General features: G+C 63.3%; 14 protein-coding genes. 6 read left to right on the top strand and 8 right to left on the bottom strand.

The features are described 5' to 3' along the window. Positions 1-28: 28 nt before the first annotated feature. Positions 29-4,576: an ATP-dependent helicase gene (locus ACFT1A_RS15130; protein ID WP_378447665.1), complete on the bottom strand. Its 4,548-nt coding sequence runs from the start codon at positions 4,574-4,576 to the stop codon at positions 29-31. Positions 4,577-4,682: 106 nt separating this feature from the next. On the opposite strand from ACFT1A_RS15130, the gene ACFT1A_RS15125 reads away from it, so the two are divergent. Further along, positions 4,683-6,014, top strand: a complete 1,332-nt coding sequence (locus ACFT1A_RS15125; protein ID WP_378447664.1) for an anaerobic C4-dicarboxylate transporter family protein — start codon at positions 4,683-4,685, stop codon at positions 6,012-6,014. Positions 6,015-6,044: 30 nt separating this feature from the next. Here the strand turns inward: ACFT1A_RS15125 and ACFT1A_RS15120 are convergent, their stop codons facing one another. The 3 genes from ACFT1A_RS15120 to ACFT1A_RS15110 are packed head-to-tail and all read right to left on the bottom strand — an operon-like array spanning position 6,045 to position 8,793. Beyond that, entirely contained in the window at positions 6,045-7,136 is a 1,092-nt protein-coding gene (locus ACFT1A_RS15120) for an N-formylglutamate amidohydrolase (RefSeq protein ID WP_378447663.1), read from the bottom strand. A 34-nt stretch (positions 7,137-7,170) separates the two neighbouring features. After that, the gene (locus ACFT1A_RS15115; protein WP_378447833.1) at positions 7,171-8,169 is read right to left on the bottom strand and encodes an acyl-CoA dehydrogenase family protein; all 999 of its coding nucleotides are present in this window, start codon (positions 8,167-8,169) and stop codon (positions 7,171-7,173) included. Positions 8,170-8,229: 60 nt separating this feature from the next. After that, positions 8,230-8,793 (bottom strand): helix-turn-helix domain-containing protein, encoded by a 564-nt coding sequence (locus tag ACFT1A_RS15110; protein WP_007727247.1) that lies wholly within the window; start codon positions 8,791-8,793, stop codon positions 8,230-8,232. Between the two features lie 134 nt (positions 8,794-8,927). Between ACFT1A_RS15110 and ACFT1A_RS15105 the strand changes: the two genes are divergently transcribed. The 3 genes from ACFT1A_RS15105 to ACFT1A_RS15095 are packed head-to-tail and all read left to right on the top strand — an operon-like array spanning position 8,928 to position 12,146. Then, positions 8,928-10,319, top strand: coding sequence for a uracil-xanthine permease family protein (locus tag ACFT1A_RS15105; RefSeq protein WP_378447662.1), 1,392 nt, complete (start codon positions 8,928-8,930; stop codon positions 10,317-10,319). Next, complete coding sequence (locus ACFT1A_RS15100) at positions 10,300-11,364, top strand: isopenicillin N synthase family dioxygenase (protein WP_378447661.1); 1,065 nt, start codon at positions 10,300-10,302, stop codon at positions 11,362-11,364. Before ACFT1A_RS15105 ends, ACFT1A_RS15100 begins: the two co-directional genes overlap by 20 nt. Next, positions 11,361-12,146, top strand: a complete 786-nt coding sequence (locus tag ACFT1A_RS15095; RefSeq protein ID WP_378447660.1) for an alpha/beta fold hydrolase — start codon at positions 11,361-11,363, stop codon at positions 12,144-12,146. The genes ACFT1A_RS15100 and ACFT1A_RS15095 overlap by 4 nt, the downstream gene beginning before the upstream one ends. On the opposite strand, the gene ACFT1A_RS15090 is transcribed toward ACFT1A_RS15095, so the two are convergent. After that, on the bottom strand, positions 12,097-13,602 hold the full coding sequence (locus ACFT1A_RS15090; RefSeq protein WP_378447659.1) for an aldehyde dehydrogenase family protein: 1,506 nt from the start codon (positions 13,600-13,602) through the stop codon (positions 12,097-12,099). The two genes, ACFT1A_RS15095 and ACFT1A_RS15090, sit on opposite strands and share 50 nt — an antisense overlap. Further along, positions 13,599-14,900, bottom strand: a complete 1,302-nt coding sequence (locus ACFT1A_RS15085; RefSeq protein WP_378447658.1) for a 2-oxoadipate dioxygenase/decarboxylase family protein — start codon at positions 14,898-14,900, stop codon at positions 13,599-13,601. Before ACFT1A_RS15085 ends, ACFT1A_RS15090 begins: the two co-directional genes overlap by 4 nt. Before the next feature lie 30 nt (positions 14,901-14,930). Between ACFT1A_RS15085 and ACFT1A_RS15080 the strand changes: the two genes are divergently transcribed. Then, a complete protein-coding gene (locus tag ACFT1A_RS15080; protein WP_003940830.1) occupies positions 14,931-15,395 on the top strand; it encodes an Lrp/AsnC family transcriptional regulator in 465 nt (154 codons plus the stop codon). 65 nt (positions 15,396-15,460) lie between these two features. Beyond that, complete coding sequence (lat, locus tag ACFT1A_RS15075) at positions 15,461-16,789, top strand: L-lysine 6-transaminase (protein ID WP_378447657.1); 1,329 nt, start codon at positions 15,461-15,463, stop codon at positions 16,787-16,789. Here lat and ACFT1A_RS15070 read toward each other — a convergent pair. Both ACFT1A_RS15070 and ACFT1A_RS15065 read right to left on the bottom strand, forming a co-directional pair. Next, entirely contained in the window at positions 16,786-19,494 is a 2,709-nt protein-coding gene (locus ACFT1A_RS15070) for a molybdopterin-dependent oxidoreductase (protein WP_378447656.1), read from the bottom strand. The genes lat and ACFT1A_RS15070 overlap by 4 nt on opposite strands. Then, complete coding sequence (locus tag ACFT1A_RS15065) at positions 19,491-20,300, bottom strand: FAD binding domain-containing protein (protein ID WP_378447655.1); 810 nt, start codon at positions 20,298-20,300, stop codon at positions 19,491-19,493. The genes ACFT1A_RS15070 and ACFT1A_RS15065 overlap by 4 nt, the downstream gene beginning before the upstream one ends. Between the last annotated feature and the right edge of the window lie 7 nt (positions 20,301-20,307).

The following is a 20,307-nucleotide window of genomic DNA, read 5'->3' as shown; positions in this document are numbered from 1 at the left end:
ATGACCTCAATCATCATGACCTCAATCCTCATGACCGCAACCGGAATCCGCGAGGGGTAGCCGCGAAGCCGGCTTCGACCAGGACCGGAGCGAAATCGTTGCCGTGGATGGTCTCTCCGTCGACCTTCTCCACTACCAACTTGTCGATAGCGCGAGAAGTCACCTTCTGAGCAAGTGACAGTGCTGCCATGCGCAACGTTCCGCCGTCGTCGGTGAATGTCAGGATCGTGCGACCGCCGCGCTCGACGAACAGAACCAACTCACCCTCCACCAGAACTACCAATGCGCCGGCTTTTCGTCCAGGCCGGTGCCCAGGGGATTCCTCGCCCCCCGACGCCGGCCACGGCAGCGCCGCGCCGTACGGGTTTGCCGGATCGCACGCCGCGAGAGTGACTGCAGCCGAAGAGGTGTGGCGTCCCTCGATGGAATCACCGAACGTGCGCAAGCGGTCCACCACGGGAGGCGTGGAGAACTGGGCGCCGCCCAAGGTGTCCACGAAGTATCCGCGTCGAGCGCGACCGTTGTCCTCGAACGTGCTCAGTACCTTGTAGATCAACGCGAAGCCGCCCGGCACGTTCTCGCTCATCACCGAACCGCGGGTGACCACACCGTACCGTTCGAGCAACAGATCGGCCGTGGCGTGCGCCCGGATGGTCGGATCCGGTTCGACGGCTGGCAGTTGGAACCACCGACCGGAGGCGGTGGCCGGCCCGGTGCGAGCGGGCGTGGAAGCGCGGGCCATTCCGCGGTACGGACGGGCCCGCGGAACACGGCGAGGTGATCGGTGACTGGTTGTTGTTCTGGTGGTGTCGGAGAGAAGTGCGCGAAGCGGTGCGACGGTGTCGTTTCCGATGTGGCCGAGCCACACCAACTCCCACAGTGCCGTCGTCACCGCACTGTCGACCGTGTCCGCAGCCGACTCCGTGGTTCGCAACGCGTCGACCAACTGGCGGAAGAAGTAGGCACCGCCGCCGGACAACAGGTCGAGGATGCGCTTCTGCAACTCCGAGACGTCGGTGTCGGCAGGTGAAGTGAGCGTGATCGGTGCCAGGTCGGCGGGGTGCAGCACTACCCACCCGTCCTTGCCGGAGATTGCTCCGGATCCGGACCACAGGACTTCACCGGTCGACGTGAGTTCGTCCAACATCGCGGGGGAGTAGTCGGCGACGCGACTCGGCAGGATCAACGATTCGAGAGCCGACGCCGGAATCGGAACTCCGGCGAGTTGATCGACCACCGTTGCAACACCGTCGATTCCGCGCAGCGTGCCGCCCACGTGCTGCCAACTGGGAAGGAATCGCCCGAGCGTTGCGGTGCTGACCGGCTCGACCTCTTGGCGCGCAGCAGCGAGCGAGCGGCGGCGTAGGCGACGCAGGACCTCGGCGTCGCACCATTCGCTTCCGGTTGACGCCGGACGGAATTCGCCTTCGAGGACACGCTTTTCGAGCGCGAGCCGACCGAGAACGTCACGTGCGACGGAAACACCGATACCGAACCGGGCGGCCGCGTCGGCGAGGGTGAAGGGGCCGTGGGTGCGGGCGTAACGGCTCAAGAGATCGTCGAGAGGTTGGTCGACCGGCTCGATGAACGCGGCGGGAACGCCGATCGGCAGGGGAACGCCGAGTCCGTCGCGAAGGCGCGCGGCGTCTTCGACGACGGTCCACCAGTTCTCACCCGCATACGAGACGTGTAGGGCACGTTTGTCGGCGACCAACTTCTCGAGCCACGAGACCGGATCCTCGAGACAGCGTTCGGTGACTTCTTCGGTGGTCAGCGGGCCGAGCATGCGCAGGAGGTCGGCAACACCCTCGAGATCCTTGGCCTTGCGGTCGGGCGCGAGCCGTTGCAGCTCACTTTCGGCCTGCTCGATCACTCCGGCGTCGAGTAGCTCGCGCAGTTCGACGCGCCCCAGCAGTTCGGCCAACAGCGTGGAGTCCAACGACAGTGCGGCAGCGCGTCGCTCGGCGAGGGGGCTGTCACCCTCGTACATGAACGCGCCCACATAGTTGAACAGGAGCGCACTCGCGAACGGAGACGGCGAGGCCGTCTCCACCTCGACGATCCGGATCTGCCGTTTCTCGATCTTGCCGAACAGTTCCTTCAGTGCAGGCAGGTCGTAGACGTCCTGCAAACACTCCCGCACCGTCTCGAGCAGGATCGGGAATGTCGGGAACTTGCGGGCGACGTCCAGCAGTTGTGCTGACCGCTGACGCTGCTGCCACAGCGGTGCACGTTTTCCGGGATTACGGCGGGGGAGAAGTAGTGCGCGGGCGGCACATTCGCGGAATCGGGAAGCGAACAGCGCGGAGCCGCCCACCTCCTGGGTGACCAGATCTTCGATGTCTTCTACGTCGAAGGTGAACAGTTCGGCGCCGGGAGGTTCGTTCTCGGTGTCCGGGAGCCGGATGATGATGCCGTCGTCGGAGGCCGTCGGGCTGGAATCGACGCCGTATCGTTCCTGGAGGCGTGCGCCGATCGCGAGGGCCCACGGCGCGTGAACCCGTTGGCCGTACGGGGAATGCAGCACCAGACGCCAGTCACCGAGTTCGTCGCGGAAACGCTCGACCACCAGCGTGCGATCCGACGGCACCTGACCGGTGGCATTCTTCTGCTCGCCGACGAGTTGAATCAGGTTGGTGGTGGCATTGTGATCGAGCCCGCCGACTCGGCAACGCTCGACGACGTCGGCCTCGTTACCGAGGGCCGTCTCGCGGACGAACTGTCCCAATGCCTGCCCGAGTTCGGCAGGGCGGCCGAGTCCGTCGCCGTGCCAGAAGGGCAAACGACCCGGCATGCCGTAGGCGGGGCTGACCAGAACCCGATCGAAGGTGATCTCCTCGATCCGCCAACTGGTGGCGCCGAGTGCGAAGACGTCGCCGACGCGGGATTCGTAGACCATTTCCTCGTCGAGTTCGCCGACGCGTGACGCTTTCTCGCCCACCATGTAGACGGTGAAGAGGCCGCGGTCGGGGATGGCGCCGCCGGAAGTGACGGCCAAACGCTGCGAACCCGGGCGCCCCGTCAGCGTGTTGGACTCACGATCCCAGACCAGGCGCGGACGTAACTCGGCGAACTCGTCCGAGGGGTACCGCCCGGCGAGCAGATCCAGAGTCGACTCGTACGCCGAACGGGGAAGTGTTGCAAAGGAACCGCTTCGGCGCACGGTCTCGAACCAGTCGTCGACGTCGATCGGTTCGAGTGCGGTGGCCGCTACCGTTTGCTGGGCGAGGATGTCGAGGGGATTGGCTGGAACGGCCATCGCTTCGATCTTGCCTTCGACCATGCGCTCGACCGTCACCGCGCAATGAATCAGGTCGGTGCGATGCTTGGGGAAGACAACGCCTCGTGATATCTCACCGACCTGGTGGCCGGCGCGACCGACACGTTGCAGGCCGCTGGCAACCGAAGGCGGTGCCTCGACCTGGATGACCAAGTCGACGGCACCCATGTCGATTCCGAGTTCGAGACTGCTGGTGGCGACGACGCATCGCAATCGACCCGATTTGAGGTCGTCTTCGATGAGGGCGCGCTGGTCCTTGCTGACCGATCCGTGGTGGGCGCGAGCAAGGAGAGGTTCCGCGCCGTAGTTGACCTCGGTGGGAGCCCCGATCTGCGCGGGTGGTCGTGGCAACTTGTCGACGACGAGGCCGGCGCGCTCGGCATGAATTTCGTTGAGTCTGGCCGTCAATCGTTCGGCGAGGCGGCGAGAGTTGGCGAACACGATGGATGATCGGTGATCGAGAACGAGGTCGACGATCTGTTCCTCGACGTGGGGCCAGATCGAACCGGCTTGCGGGGTGGGGGATTCGGAACCGTCGGCCGGCGTCGCGATTCCCAATTCGGTCATGTCCTCGACGGGAACACGGACGGTGAGGTCGAAGGTCTTGGCGGCAGGCGGCGCCACGATCCGAATGGGTGCCGAACCGGCGAGGAACCGCCCGACCTCCTCGTGCGGACGAACCGTGGCCGACAATCCGATGCGCTGCGCCGGACGCTCGAGCAAGCCGTCCAGACGTTCCAGGGAGAGCGCAAGGTGTGAGCCCCGCTTGGTACCCGCCACCGCGTGAACCTCGTCGACGATCACGGTGTCGACGCCGACCAGTGTTTCCCGGGCAGCGGAGGTGAGCATCAGGAACAACGACTCCGGCGTCGTGATCAGGATGTCCGGAGGCCGCTTGATCAACGAGCGCCGATCGGCCTGGGAAGTGTCACCGGAACGGACACCGACGGTGATCTCGGGCGGAGTGAGGCCCAGACGCTTCGCAGTCTGTGTGATGCCGACCAGCGGTGCGCGAAGGTTTCGTTCGACGTCCACACCCAGCGCTTTGAGCGGCGAAATGTAGAGGACTTTGGTGGTGCGTTCGCCCTCGTCCTTGGCTGCGAGCTGATCGAGCGCCCAGAGAAAAGCGGACAATGTCTTGCCTGATCCGGTGGGTGCGACGACAAGTGTGTGAGAGCCGCTCGCGATGGATTCCCAGGCACCGAGCTGCGCAGCGGTGGGAGCGCTGAAGGCACCGCCGAACCACTCGCGGGTTGCGGGCGAGAATCTGCCGAGGACGTTGGTCACGACCACCATATTGCCCCTTCCCACCGACAGCGTGTTCGTGCCCGCGGCCGAAGTGCAGAGCATACTATTTGCCCTGTTATAGCGATTCTCTTGTCCTCGAGAAGGCGAGTGCCTGATGGAAGCAGTCAAGATTGTCCTCGAGCTGGCGGTAGTGCTCGGGGCGATTGTCATGGGTACCAGATCGAGCGGTGTCGCTCTCGGTCTGTGGGGCGGCGCAGGTGTTGCCGTCCTCGTGTTCGTCTTCGGAGAGGACGTCGGCAGTCCGCCGGTCGACGCTCTCCTCATCGTCCTGTCCGTCGTTCTCGCGTCGTCGATGATGCAGGCGGCCGGTGGTATCGACTGGATGGTCACCATCGCAGCCAAATTGATCGAATCCCGACCGAAACAGATCACGCTGATCGCGCCGTTGGTGTCGTTCCTGTTCTCGGTCGGTGCCGGTACGTCCAACATCCTCTACCCGCTGCTTCCCGTCATCTACGACGTCTCGTACAAGAACGGTGTGCGGCCGTCACGGCCGCTGTCGCTGTCAGTCGTCTCCACCGGCGTGGCGTTGGCATGTAGCCCGGTGTCAGCGGCGATGGCGGCCATGGTCACGCTCACCGACGTCGCGCCCTACGATTTCGAACTCATCGACATCATCAAGATCACCTTCCCGGCGGCCGTGGTCGGCATCGTCCTCTCGTCCATCGCGGTCAACCGCCTGGGCAAGGACCTCGACGACGACCCGGAGATACAGGCGAAGTTGAAGTCGGGCGAGTTGGCCGGACCGGGTGCAGCGTCCAAGACCGAACTCGTCTCGACGAAGACCGGACGAAACGCGGCACTGATCTTCCTGGCCGGCGTTCTGGCCATCGTGATCTTCGGTCTGTTCAAGGGAATTCGCCCCGAAGCCGCCGACGGCACTCCGATGGGGATGACACCGATCATCGAGATGCTGATGTTCGTCGTGGGTACGTTGATCCTGCTGGTGTGCCGCCCGAATGTCGCCGACGTGCCGTCCTCGACAGTCTTCCGTGCCGGTATGGTCTCGGCCATCGCGTTGTTCGGTCTGGCATGGCTGACGGACACGTTCATCAGCGCCCATTCCGAGCTGATCACGAGCACCGTCGGCGACTGGGTCAACGCCGCGCCGTGGATCTTCGCGCTCGGTGTTTTCCTGGTCTGTGTGCTGACGACCAGTCAGTCGACAGCGACCAGGACCATTGTGCCGATCGGTCTCGCAGCCGGGATCGCACCCGGCCTCGTGAGCGGCATGTGGGCCGGAGCGTTTGCCGGCGTCTATCTGTTGCCGACTAACGGTTCTCAGATCGCGGCCGCGAACTTCGACCTCTCCGGCAGCACGAAGCTCGGTTCCAAGCTTGTCGACCACTCGTTCTTCCTGCCGACCATCATTTTGGCCGTGACGACGATTGCGGCCGGTGCGGTGTTCGGAGTGGTACTCGGCTGAGTCAGTCTGAGTGTTGCTGCTGAGTCAGCCTCAGCTGTTGCGGTAGTGGTCCCAGCTCGCCTTGCACGCATGGGCGAGTTGGTCCACCCGCTCAGCATCGGGTGTCGGCCAGTCGACGCCGGGTTCCATGATGTAGGCAGCCAGTTCGTCTCCCAGCAGGAATTCTCGTTTGAATTCGGCCTGTACCGCACTCAACGTGATTCCTGCCTCGGCTGTGCGTGCATTCAATTCGGCGAATCTGGCTCCGGCCGCGATGATTTCGAAACTGCCGAGGTATGGCTGATTGAGCGCCACCGCGTCCGGATCGTCGACCTGAAATCCCTTGCGATGTGAGACCGCGAGTGCGCGAATGAGCTCCGGATCCATCGTCACGGGATTGTCTGCGCGTCGATTACCGTCGTGATCGCCACGATTGGAGAGTGCGACGACGTCGGGGAGTCGATCTGCTTCCGGCCGTTCGACATTGACGGCGCCGTCGCGGCGAGTGGTGTGGTTCATCGTGTCGTGGAACGACAACGTCGTGAACGAACGGCCGAGTTCGAAGCTCTTCTCCACCATGGTTTCGATCAGTGCGTCGCGAGTTCTCTCGTACACGCCCAAACCGTGTTCGGCTGTCTCGGTGAAGGTCTCGGCGAGGTTCTTCCAGCCCGCGTCGTCGGTCGGCTCGAGCAGTAGTGGGTAGAACGAGAAGGTGACAGGGCGAACTGCGTCGACACCGGTGAGGTCCGCCTTGTTTCCCGCTCCGGCCTTGTGCACGCGGGCGAAGGCTTCGCGTAGCGACGCCTCCAGGTTTTCGGGCTTTGCACGGTTGGGATCACGAATCATGCGGGGGTGCGGGTTCTCCACGTACACGATGCGCGAATCGATTTCGGCCCAGCGGCGCACGATGGGACTGGTGGACATATCGGTGAAGTCGAATTGCAGTCGCTGGGTGAACTCGGGTGCGAGAAAGCGTGAGAGTTCTGCTGGAATCGCGGAACCCGAGTGTGGGCAACTGACAAGAAGGTCGGCTTCGGCGATGGCGTCGTCGAGACTGCGGGAGTCACGATCGGCATAGAACGTCAGGTCCTCCGGCGTGAACACGGTTCCGGCCGGGATGAGTACTGGTTCTCCACTGGTCATGATCCCCAGCGTAATCGAGCACGACCGTGCATACTCAGTATCCGCTGAGTCGTTCCACGAGAGCAGTTTTGATCTCCGGTCGACCAGCCGCGACCAGAGTGAAGGTGGCTTCACGCATGAGCCGCTCGGGGGTGTTGCTGCCGACCAGGGCGCGGCTTCCGGTCGCAGTCACGAGTGCGGCCGACGCTCGTATCGCAAGTTCCGACGCTCGGGCGCGGGCGGCTGACATGTCGCCTCGATCGCGCAAAGCGGAATCAAGTTCTGTGCGTGCTCTGGCGGCTTGTTCTTCGAAAGCGCCGGCGTCGACGCCGAGATCCGCAAGTTCGGTAACAGCGCGGCGGGTGATGCCCATGGCCATCGCGCCGTTGAGCCACAGGCCGGGTAGCTGGGTGCTCTGGAATTGTTCGTCGCTGACGACAGAACAGACGTCGGTATCGGGGATTTCGAAAGCGTCGAACACGATTCGGACGGTGTTGCTCCCGCGCGCCGCGATCAGGGGAAGCTCCTCGATCGTCAGCCCTGGGGCCTCTCCCACCGGTACAACGGAATGAACGATGGAATTGTCGAACTCGTCCCGCGCCGACACCAGGAGAACATCGACGATGCCCCAACCGGTGACGAAGGGTGCGATTCCGTCGAGGACGTAGCCGTCGTTCACCCGCTTTGCCCACAGGAGCGGCGGGCGGGGGATGGCGCCGGCATACGCAACTCCGCCGCGAATCGTTCCGGAAACGAGGCCATCCCAGTATTGTTCGCGCAGAGACATATTGGGACTGGCTGCCAGGGCTCCGACGACGCCGTGATGCTGCATCCAGGTGAACGTCGTCGCGAGGCAACCGCCGCACAAGGTTTCGAGGACGTCGACCAGTTCTTCGCTGCTGGGGCCACCGTCACCGAGGGCTGCGATGCCGTAGAAGCCGTCGGCGGCGAGCGCGTCGAAATGGCTGCTGGGGATTTCTCCGTCGGCGTCGACGCTGTCGGCGACGGGAAACAGAACGGTGTCGGCGATTTCGCGCGCAAGTTCCGGCCACATGGTCACGCTGTCAGGGTAAGCCGTGAGCGTGGGTTGTGGTGTGGAACTACAGCCGCGCATCTAGAACGAGGGAGGTGAGCTCACGATGAGGAATCTCGCGACCGCATCGGTGCGGTTGAACCACCGGTGCGGGATGGTCGAGGTGTAGAGGAGGGTGTCGCCGACGTGAAGAACATGATGCTCGTCCAGTCCCACCTCGACCTCGACAGATCCTTCGAGAACGTGAATGAACTCTTCGCCGGCGTGCTCTGTGTGCTCACCCGCCTCGGAATGAGGTGCTGCCGTGATCTCGTTGGGTTCCATGGTCCGTGAGCCGGTGGAGCAGAATCGAATCACCGAATCGTGTGCCAGTTCGAAGGTTCGCCCCTCACCGGCGCGGACGAGGCTGGACGGAGTTCGCTCACCCTGTGCCAAGAGTGCGTGCGCCGTGGTGCCGAGCGATTGCGCGAGGCGATGAAGGTTCATGACACTGGGTACTGCGTGGCCGTTTTCGGTCTGGCTCAGGAAGGGCTGCGACAAGCCCGACTTCACGGCAACCTCGCGCAACGTCAGTCCGGCTTCTTTTCGCGCCGTCCGCACGGCAGCCCCGATTGCGGTCGCTATCGCCTTCTGGTCGTCGTCCATGTGCCGAAGATAGCAGTGCTCTGGTGAAAGTTTTGATTACACAGACGAAACAAATTCGACCACGGTAAGAAATTATCGACGTGCTGAATAGTCCCGTACACGAAACACTTCCAGCTTCGGACGGAGATCGGCGCATGGCCATCCATCCAGTCGACCAGCGGCTCCCCATTGCCCGCCAGTCTGCTTTTGCTCTTCAGCACGTCCTCATCATGTACACCGGCTGCATCACGGTTCCGCTGGTTTTCGGTGCGGCAGTAGGACTGGACCGCAGCACGGTAGCGATGCTGATCAGTGCGGACTTACTCGTTGCAGGCATCATCACGATCATCCAGAGCCTGGGCGTCGGGAAAGTCGCCGGTGTGCGCCTGCCGATCGTCTGCGGTGCGACGTTTGCCGGGCTGACGCCGATGATTCTGATCGCCAAGGAGTACGGCCTGCAGGCCGTGTACGGGTCCATGCTCGTCGGTGGTGTTGTCGGCATAGCTTTGGCCGTACCGTTCGCCAAGATCGTCCGATACTTCCCGCCCCTGGTCACCGGCGTCGTCCTCACCGTAATCGGCATCTCGTTGATCGGGGTCGCAGGAGGCTTGATCGTCGGTAACGACCCCACCTCCCCGTCGTTCGCCGACCCGAAGAACCTGGCGCTGGCTGCGGCAGTCGTCGTAGTCGCGGTGGCGTTCATCTGCCTCGGCCGAGGGATGTGGACGCAGCTCGGTGTGCTGATGGCATTGGTGATCGGTACCGTGATCGCCATCCCGATGGGCCTGATCGATCTGAGCGGCGTCGGCGGCTCGGCGTGGGTGGGCTTCCCGATGCCGTTCCACTTCGGTGCTCCGGAGTTTCCCGTCACCGCCGTGGTGGCGATGAGTATCGTCATGGCAGTCGTTTTCGCCGAATCGACGGCCAGCATGCTGGCCGTCAGCGAGATCACCGGAAAGCCTTTGAAGAAAGCAGATCTCGCACGAGGGCTGGTGGCGGACGGTATGTCGGGAGTTCTGGGCGGGATCTTCAACGCATTTGTCGACACCGTCTTCTCACAGAATGTCGGCGCCGTTGCCACTACCCGGGTGTACAGCCGGTACGTGACCGCTACCAGCGGCGCCATTCTGATCGTCCTCGGTCTGATCCCGCGAATGGGTGAAGTGGTTGCCGCCCTTCCCGATCCGGTGGTCGGCGGCGTGGGAATCATCTTGTTCTCGACGGTCGCGGTGGTTGGAATCAACACATTGCGCAAGGTCGACCTCAGCGACCCGATCAACACCACGATCGCCGCCGTATCCGTGGGGATCGGTATCTTGCCGGAATTTGCGGAGGGCATGTTCGAGCGGTTCCCCTCCTCGGCCCAGATCCTCCTCGGTAGCGGCATCACCTTGGCTGCGGCCTCGGCTTTTTCGCTCAATCTACTGTTCAACCACACCAGGCTCGGTGAACTCGCCAGGCGATCACGCGAGAGCCTCCACCCCACTGCACAAACTGAACCCGCTACCAGCTCTGCAGGAGACGCCAGTGCCATCGTCACAGTCTGAAATTTTCGAAGTTCCCGTCGTCGACATCTCGCCTTACGTGCTCGGAGGCGCCGACGAGGACAGGGCGCGAGTGGCTGCCGAAGTCGACCATGCCTGTCGGACTGTAGGTTTCATGCAGATTCGGGGCCACGGCGTGCCGGCCGACGTATCCGCCGGTCTCGCCGAGGCCATGGACGACTTCTTCCGGTTGCCGATGGAGACGAAGTCGGGTCATCGTGTCGAAGGTGCGAATCGCGGATACAGCCCGCCAAAGAGCGAGTCGCTGAGCCTGAGTCTCGGCGTCGAATCCGCGACTCGGATGAACGACTTCTTCGAGGCGTTCAACGTAGGAACCGAAGCTCGATCGTTTACCGAACTCGAACTCTCGGAGGAGGATTACGGAATCAACCTGTGGCCCGCTGTTCGCGGATTCAGGGAGCGCGTAGAGGGCTACTACGCCCACGGCGTGCGTGTGGCACACACACTGACCACCATATTCGAAGATGCGCTGGGTCTGGCCCCGGGATTCTTCGAGTCGATCACCGACCATTCCATCGACGTACTGCGGATGAACAACTACGCATTGCCGCAGGGGACGGTGACATTGGACGGCGAGTTGAAGGGAATGGGGGAACACACCGATTTCGGGCTGGTCACCGTGTTGTGGGCGGATCAGGTCGAGGGTTTGCAAGTGCTCGGGAGCGACCGACGCTGGCACGACGTCTGGCCGGAAGACGATGCGCTGTTGGTCAACCTCGGGGATCTCACCGCCCGACTGACCAACGATCGGTGGATGTCCACTCTGCACCGGGTCGCGCCGCCGGTGGTGAACGGCACTATCAAGCGTCGGCGATCCGCGGCCTTTTTTCACGACGGAAACGTCGACGCGGTCATTGCGACTCTGCCGAGTTTTCAGGACGACTCGGGCTTGGAATACGAACCCATCACCGTTCGCGATCACATCAAGGCCAAACTGGCCGGGTCGAGGCAGGGAAGGTCCAATACCGCCGCAGTTCGTGAGGCGGCTCGGGTGCTTGCGGCGGCAGAGTTCGAGGTCAAGCAGTGAGCGCTCGGAACATCGTCTTGATACACGGCGCCTGGGCAGGTGGTTGGGTCTGGGATCGTGTGTGCGGCCCTTTGAAGACTGCCGGTTTCGATCCTGTCGTGGTGGAGCTTCCCGGCACGGGGAGTTGGAACCCCGACGACGTAATCGATCTTGCCGCTGTTACCGAACATGTTGTGGCAGTGGTCGAGTCACTGGACGGTCCGGCAGTCCTGGTCGGCCACTCGGGCGGCGGCATCGTGGCCTCACAGGTGGCCGAGCGGATACCTTCGCAAGTAACGGGTCTCGTGTACGTCGCAGGGATGATGCTGCCGTCGCAGATGGATTTCGGAATGCTCTGTGCAGAAGTCGGTTTGGCAAGTCCGGTCGGAATCTCGCGTTGGCTGGTCCCCGTCGGCGACGGCGACGCAACGGCAGTTCCGCCGGAAGCCGGTGCCGCCGTGTTCTTCCACGAAGCGCCGGTCTCCGATGCGATCGGTGCAGCGCGCATGCTGGTCCCACAATTGGAGTCCGCCCGCCTGATGGCCCCGGTCTGGACCGAAGAGCGGTTCGGAACCGTGCCGAGGCGCTATGTCGAGTGCACCCTGGATCGAACCGTGCCGATCGAGGCTCAACGTGCCATGCAAAGACTTGTCCCCGGCGCCCAGGTGGTCAGCCTGGACACCGATCACGCACCGCAGTTGTCGGCGCTCCCGGAGCTGATCGACGCGATCACCGATTTCACCCAGCTGGTGTTCAGCCGAACTCGACGCCTTGAGCCAGCGGCAGTTGGTCCGAGTAGTTGACGGTATTGGTGGCTCGGCGCATGTAGGCCTTCCATGAATCCGAACCCGATTCGCGACCGCCACCGGTCTCCTTCTCCCCGCCGAAAGCGCCGCCGATCTCCGCACCCGACGTTCCGATGTTCACGTTCGCGATACCGCAATCGGAGCCGTCGGCGGCGAGAAAACGCTCGGCTTCACGCTGATCGAGTGTGAAGATCGAGGATGAAAGTCCCTGAGGTACACAGTTGTGCAGCGTGATGGCGTCGTCGAAATCGGTGTATGTCAAGACGTAGAGGATGGGTGCAAACGTCTCCGCCCGCACCACCTCGGTCTGTGCGGGCATACGAACGAGAGCGGGCGTCACGTAGAACCCGGATTCGCCGACGCGGTCGCCGCCGCACACCACGGTGCCGCCGTCGGCGCGCGCGGCCGAGAGGGACTTCTGCATCGCTTCGAAGGCAGCCTCGTTGATCAGCGGCCCGACCAGAACACCGGAATCGAAGGGACTGCCGACCTCGAGCTGTGCGTACGCGGCCGCAACGCGCTCGACGACGTGATCGGCGATCGACTCGTGCACGATGAGCCGACGAAGTGAGGTGCACCGCTGCCCCGCAGTTCCGGCGGCGGAGAACACGATTCCGCGTACGGCAAGCTCGAGATCTGCCGACGGTGTGACGACTGCGGCGTTGTTGCCACCCAACTCGAGGAGGCTTCGCCCGAAGCGTTCGGCGACCCGCGGAGCCACAGCGCGGCCCATTCGCACGGAACCGGTGGCGCTGACCAAGGCCACCCGTGGGTTGTCCACCAAGGCCTCACCGACATCGCGTCCGCCGATGATCAACTGGTGCACGTCGATCGGTGCATCACAGTCGGCGAGGGCGCGTCGGAGGAGGGCGTCACATGCCAGTGCAGTCAGCGGCGTGGTCTCCGAAGGCTTCCAGACGACGGCGTCACCGCACACGAGAGCGATGGCGGTATTCCACGACCACACCGCGACGGGAAAGTTGAACGCGGAGATGACCCCGACAACGCCGAGAGGGTGCCACGTTTCCGTCAACCGGTGTCCGGGACGCTCGGACGGCATGGTGCGTCCGTAGAGCTGCCGGGAGAGACCGACGGCGAACTCGCAGATGTCGATCATCTCCTGTACCTCGCCGAGAGCCTCCGAGGTGACCTTGCCTGCTTCGAGGGTCACGATCTCCGCGAGGTCCTCCTTGTGGTCGGTCAGTAGGCTGCCCAGCCGGCGCACGACTGCGCCGCGCGCCGGAGCGGGGACGGTGCGCCAGGTGAGGAACGCGCGATGCGCCGCGTCGACGGCGTCGTCGACTTCTCTAGCGGAGTGCTGCCGAACGGTACGCAGTTGCGTACCGGTGATCGGGGTATGTGCGCTCAGGTCGCCGGCGGGCCACTCGACACCGCACGCGGCAAGGGCGCTTTCGGCGCGATCGGCGAGGCTCGAAGAATCAGGCAGGTTCACTGGGGAGTCCTCTGTTGTTGTGGGCGGGAGTGGTTGTAGGCGGGAGAAAGCGCGGCACGTGACGCCTCTTGTTGTGCGTGGTACAGCTCGAACGGATCTTCGATGGTGTGGTCGAGGGCGCCCTCCAGTCGATCCTGCCCGTATTCGGCGCCGGGCGCATCGGAAACGAATCCGGTCACCGAATCGAGATTGGATGCGAAGATGCCGGCCGCGGAGGCCGGTAGGAAGTCCTCGTAGACGATAGGATCGCGGACGAGCGTCGACCCTTCGTTTCGGTACGTGAAGTAGGCCAACCCCGCCGCATCGAGTCCGTCTTCGGAGTGCGGAAATTCGCTGTCCCAGTGTGCATCCTCCGGCCTGTCGATCAGTCGGTCGTAGATCTCTCGACCGCTGCGGGTCAACGCGATTCCGCGGGCCTCCACCTCACCGAATCTGACGCGGACCGGTTCTGTGGTGATCGATCCGTCCGGCCGGCGGAAGCGCCTGTCTTCGGCCAATGCGCGAAACGACGTCTGCCGCAGAAGCAGTGGCGGTCCACTCCATCTCGGCGGGCCTTGGATGCGGTCGATCATGGTGATGCCGCGCTCGGTCATGCGGCGGTACAACTCGTCGATGTCGAGTACCCGCGGGGTGAGGTGATTGACATGTGTCGAGCCCTGCCCCGCAATGTCTGCAGCGACCGGTGAGATCGCGGCGAGTTCGCGGTACCAGGCCGCGTCGATGGGATCGGTGCCGAGCCGAAACGCGGAGGTCGCCGCTTCGACGAAGTGTGTCGCCTCGGGCTCTGGCAGGCCGCCCTCGCGGCTCGATTGCCGTGCCCATTGAAGAAGTTCGGGAGAGAACAGGGTGCGGCGACGCAGAAACGCAGTGATCCGACGCTCGAGGTCGGTGTCGAAGAACCTGGAATCGGAGATGGTCAGTACCGAGGTGAAAACGCGAAACGGGTTCCGGGCGAGTTCGGCGGGATCGGTCGGGCGAAATGCTGTCGAGACAACAGGAATAGGGGAGTCCGTGAGCCGGAGGTCGTAGTAGCCGACCGGAAACATACCGAATCCGCCGAAGACGATGGCCACGTCACGCAGTTCGTCGAGGGTGCCCAGTCTGATGGCCCCGTGACGCTCGGCGCTGACCCGCGCGAGAGTGCCCAGACGCTCCGCAGAATCCGGATGTGCCGCGGCAAAATTACGGTTCACCTGCAGCGTTACGTCTACCAGCGTGTTGTAAGCGGGGACCTCCTCGCCGTACATCCGTGCAAGCGTCGCAGCGAACCGTGCACGTAGCTCCCAGGTTTCAACCATACGAATGTCCGATTGCGTTAGCCTGCGCAGGTGCGAGAAACAGAAACCAGTGACGTTGCCGGTGTTCCGGTCGACGAAACCGATCGACTTTTGATGCGTGAATTGGTCTTGGACGGGCGTGCCACTCTCGCGAGTCTTGCTGAGAAGGCTGGACTCTCGATCTCCGCAGTCCAGTCGAGAGTGCGTCGTTTGGAATCTCGCAAGGTGATTCGTGGGTACTCGGCGAAGATCGATCCGGAGGCACTCGGTCACAATCTGTCCGCATTTGTCGCCATCACTCCTCTCGATCCTTCGCAGCCCGACGATGCGCCTGCTCGCTTGCGTCATCTGCCGGCGGTCGTCTCGTGTCACTCGGTAGCCGGGAGTGAAAGCTACGTCCTCCTGGTCCGGGTGGCGTCACCTCGGGCGTTGGAGCGATTGCTGCAGGAGATCCGTACGGCAGCCAACGTCAACACACGAAGCACCATCATCCTACAAACTTTTTACGACGAATGACGGGCGTTCAGTAACTTTTACGGTCTCCTATCGACACTTTCGTAAAATTGACATAATCTTCGCGTATGAGTACTGCGATGCGAGACTTCGGTGACAGTGCGCTCTTTCCGGTCTACGAGGTGTTGAAAGCCAGCATCCTCGTCGACGGATTCGATCTGATTCTCGACGTCGAAGGGTCGAGGGGTTCCTATCTCCGCGACGTGCGGGACGGAACCGAGTATCTGGACATGTTCGGTTTCTTCGGCTCTTCCGCCCTGGGGATGAATCACCCGGCGATCACAGGCGACGAGGAGTTCCAGCAGGAGTTGGCCGTCGTGGCCTCCAACAAGCCGAGTAATTCCGACATCTACACCGAACCCATGGCGCGCTTCGTTGCGGCTTTCGCTCGCGTCCTGGGGGATTCGGCACTTCCACACTTGTTCTTCGTCGACGGCGGCGCCCTTGCGGTGGAAAACGCGCTCAAGGTTGCCTTCGACTGGAAGAGTCGGTTGAACGAAAGCCGTGGATTGTCAGGAGATCTGGGGACGAAGGTTCTGCATCTGAGCGAGGCTTTTCACGGCCGCAGTGGCTACACGATGTCACTCACCAACACCGAACCGGGCAAGGTCGCGAGATTCCCCAAGTTCGACTGGCCACGAATCGGTTCACCGTATCTCGCCGACGGCCGCGATGTCGAAGTGGCGGAGAGGCAAGCTCTGGGGCAAGCGCGCCAAGCGTTTGCCGACAACCCCGGCGACATCGCCTGTTTCATCGCAGAACCGATCCAGGGTGAGGGCGGCGACCATCACCTCAGGCCGGAATTTCTGCAGGCGATGCAGGAGTTGTGCCACGAAAACGACGCCCTCTTCATTCTCGACGAGGTGCAAACCGGGTGCGGAATCACCGGAACTGCCTGGGCTTACCAACAATTGGGTCTGCATCCGGATGTGGTGGCTTTCGGCAAGAAAACGCAGGTGTGCGGCATCATGGCTGGTGGTCGCGTGGATGAGGTGCGCGACAACGTGTTTCACGTCAGTTCCCGGATCAATTCGACGTGGGGTGGCAACCTCACTGACATGGTTCGTGCCCGGCGAATACTCGAAGTCATCGAGCGGGACCGACTGATCGACCGGGCGCGATTCACGGGTGCGCATCTCCTTGCCCGGTTGACCGAAGTCTGCGAACGGTACGCGGCGGCGACCGAGCCACGAGGTCGTGGGCTGATGTGCGCGATCACGTTGGCAGACAGCGACCTTCGCGATCGCGTCGTGCAGCGACTACGAGAAGACGAGCACGTGATGATTCTGCCCACCGGGAAGAGGGGAATCCGATTCCGGCCCGCGCTGACCGTGACGACCGGAGAGCTGGACGACGCAGTCGATGCAGTCGAGCGCGTACTTGCTCGCGAGACTTAGGGTCTCTGCAGCTCGCCCCACACCCGGTCCGGTGTCATCGGAGTGGAGTGCATCCGAACTCCACATGCATTCGCGATTGCGTTTGCCAACGCCGGTGCCACCGGATTGAAGGGTGCTTCACTCATCGATTTTGCGCCGAAAGGCCCCAGCTTGTCGTACGTGTCGGCAAACAGTACTTCGGTGATCGGCAGATCCCCGATCTGTGGAACGTGGTAATTGCGCAGCTGCGGATTGATCACCCGGCCTTCCTCGATGACGATCTCCTCCGACAGTGCAGCGCCCAGGGCTTGTCCCACACCGCCTTCCACTTGCCCTCGGAGCTGGGCCGGGTTCATGACGGTTCCGGCGTCGGCGGCCTGAACGGACTGCAGAATCTTCACCCGGCCGGTGTACGTGTCGACGGCGACGCGAAAACCGTGGACGTTGAAGGAGACCGAGCGGGGCGTTCCGTCGTGACGGCCGTCCGCGGTGAGCGGGCCGCCTTCGAGCAGTGTCGGGAAATCGATGCAACCGAGCGAGGATTCGACCCCGTTCGGCGATAGATCGCGGACCTGCGCTCCGTGCCCGCTCACTCGTACAGCGCGGGTCAGTATCCGCTCACGGAGGCGTTCGCAGGCGATCAGGAGAGCCTTTCCGGCAACTACCGTTCCCGTCGACCCGAAGGCTCCGGTGTCGTATCCACCGGCGTCGGTGTCGGATTGAACAATTCTGATGCGATCCACTGTCGTCCGCAATTCCGTGGCAGCGATCTGTTGATGAACCGTGGTGGTTCCGTTGCCGAACTCGGCAGTCCCGATGTTCACGACGTACCGACCGTCGGCCTCGAGTGTGACGGAGGTGTCGGAGAAGTGACCGCGCGGCGGAATCGTCGCAATCATCGCAATCGCCATGCCCTGGCCGGTCTTCCAACGGGACCCGGTCGGTGCCTGTTCTCCGCGTCCGCTCGAGAGCGCACCGTCGACGAGGTCGATGCACTGGTCCAGCCCGTAGCTGCCGAACTCGAGATCGCCGTCTTCGACGTGCCAGTCGACGAAGTCGTCTCCGGGCAGGACGACGTTGCGCCGCCGAAAATCGAAGGGGTCCATGCCGAGACGCTCCGCGAGCTGATCCATGGCCGACTCGACGGCGAAGATGATCTGACCGAGTCCATAACCACGGAAGGCCCCGGACGGAACGTTGTTCGTGTAAACCGCCTCGGCGTCGACGCGTTTTGTCGCAGCGCGATAGACCGCCATGGATTCGGCGCAACCGTGGAACATGACTCCGATCGAATGGTTCCCGTACGCCCCGGCGTCGGAAAGGACGTCGATGGCGAGCGCGGTGAGGGTGCCGTCGGCGTCGGCGCCGGCACGTACCGAGACCCGCATCGGGTGCCGCGACGGTGCGAGGGTGAACTGATCGCTTCGACTGAACTCGTAGGTCACGGGTCTGCCGGTTCGCAGGACGGCCAGTGCGACCAGATCTTCGGTGAGTAGTTCCTGCTTCCCGCCGAAACCTCCGCCCACCCGCTTGGCGAACACGCGGATGCGGCTGCGGTCGAGGTCGAAGATGTGGGCCAACTCGTCGCGAACCAGGAACGGCACCTGCGTGCTACTTCTGATGACGAGGCGGTCATCCTCGTCGAGCCATCCCACTGCGCCGTGGGTTTCCAATGCCACGTGCTGGACCCGTGCGGTTTGCCAGGTGCCCTCGACGACGGCAGCCGCATCCTGCAGCGCGCGATCCAGGTCACCGACACCATCGTGAAGTGCTGCAACCACATTGCGGGAGGCCGCGGCGATACGGGAACTCTCGTCCTTGTCGCCGTGCAGGAGCGGAGCGCCGGGGGAGCGCGCACGGTCGGGTTCGAAAACCGCGTCGACGACCTCGTAATCCACCTCGATCAGGGCGAGAGCACGCCAAGCCTGCTCAGGGGTTTCGGCGATGACCGCGGCGACGCGTTGGCCGCGGAAACGGAGAGTGCGATCGAACACCCGTGTGTCGTCGGGATCGTCGTTGCGGTCCTCGTGCCGAGCAGTCGAGAACAACACGTCCGGACTGTCACGGAAGGAGAGTACCGTCACGACGCCTGGCGCCGCTTCGGCTGCCAGCGTGTCGATCCCGGTGATGTGCGCGTGTGCGTGCGGACTCCCGAGCACCGCGGTGTGAAGCAAGCCGTTCGGCATCTCGCCCGGGGCGAAGTCCATCGTGAACTGCTCGGTACCCGTGACGATTCGAGTGGAAGCCGGCGCGGCGATCGAACGGCCTTGGGCCGAGCCCAACGCGGCCGTCTCCGTGTTCGCAGTACCCGCCAGGGCGTCACGAATCGATCTGTACCCAGTGCAGCGGCACAAGTTGCCCTTCATCGAGCAGGCGAGATCGGTCTTCTGCTCCGGAGACAGTGCCGATGCCGTGACCACCATTCCTGCTGTGCAGAAACCGCATTGGAAACCGCCCGCATCCACGAAGGCCTGTTGAGTGGGATGCAGACTCTCAGGTGTACCGAGACCGGCAGCGGTGACGATCTCGCGGCCGTCGACGCGATGGGCTGGAAAGATGCACGAGTGGGTCGGGTGCCCGTCCACGAGCACCGAGCACGCCCCACAGTCCCCGGCGTCGCACCCCTTCTTGACGGAGTTCGTTCCATGCTCGCGGAGGAGGGTTCTCAGGCACTGCCCAGGGCGGGGTTGGTCGTCGCGGGGAACTCCGTCCACCGAGTACTTCATTCCAGTTCACCTCGGATTTCTTCGGCGAGGAGCGCAGCCATCGCCTGCCGCCATGGCGCAGTTCCATGAACATCGGTGAAGTAGGCGTCTTCCGGAATCCTGTTGCGCAACGCATTCGCGAGTGCAGCGGTGTCGGGGAGCTTGTCGAATTTCAGAGCGTACGGACGTCGGGTGGCAGCGGTGACCGCCAGGGTGAAACCGTCGACGCCGCACCGGCCGGCCACTGCGACGGCCGAGCGCCCGAGCGACGTCTGCGCCAGTTTCCGCATCGCGGTGCGTGCGGTCAGTGCATGTGTGGGAATCCGGATACTGCGGATGATCTCGCCGGGGCCGAGAATGTTGCGAGAATCGTCGATGACGAATTCGACTACGGGTAAAGAGTATTCGGTTCCGTCCGGGCGCCAGATCGTCAGATCGGCATCGAGGGCAGCGCACAGCGTCGTCATTGCGCCGGCCGGGAAGGACAGTGCGATGTTGCCGCCGACTGTCGCGTATCGCAGCACTTTCCACGATGCGAGCAATGCATCGGCGCACTGGCGGAAGAGCGGAGCGGCGGTCCACGACGCGGGCAGTTCGGCGCGGCACAGTTCCTCGATCGTGCAGGTGGCCGCGATCTCGATACCGTGATCGCTGACCTCGACGGCTTCCCAGTCGAGGCCCGACAGGTCGACGAGCGTGGTCAGCTGTGGCTGCGGTTCCGAATACAGCCAGGTGCCACCGCCGATGAACCCGATTCCGGGTGATGCGCAGGGGATCTCGGCTCGGCTCCGCGGCACCAGTACTTCGTCGACACTGTGCAGATCCATCGCGCTG

The organism is Rhodococcus sp. NPDC057135 (genome assembly GCF_042670865.1).
Taxonomy (GTDB): Bacteria; Actinomycetota; Actinomycetes; order Mycobacteriales; family Mycobacteriaceae; genus Rhodococcus_F.
The sequence above is the reverse complement of the archived record's forward strand: the minus strand, read 5'-3'. Positions and strand labels throughout refer to the sequence as shown.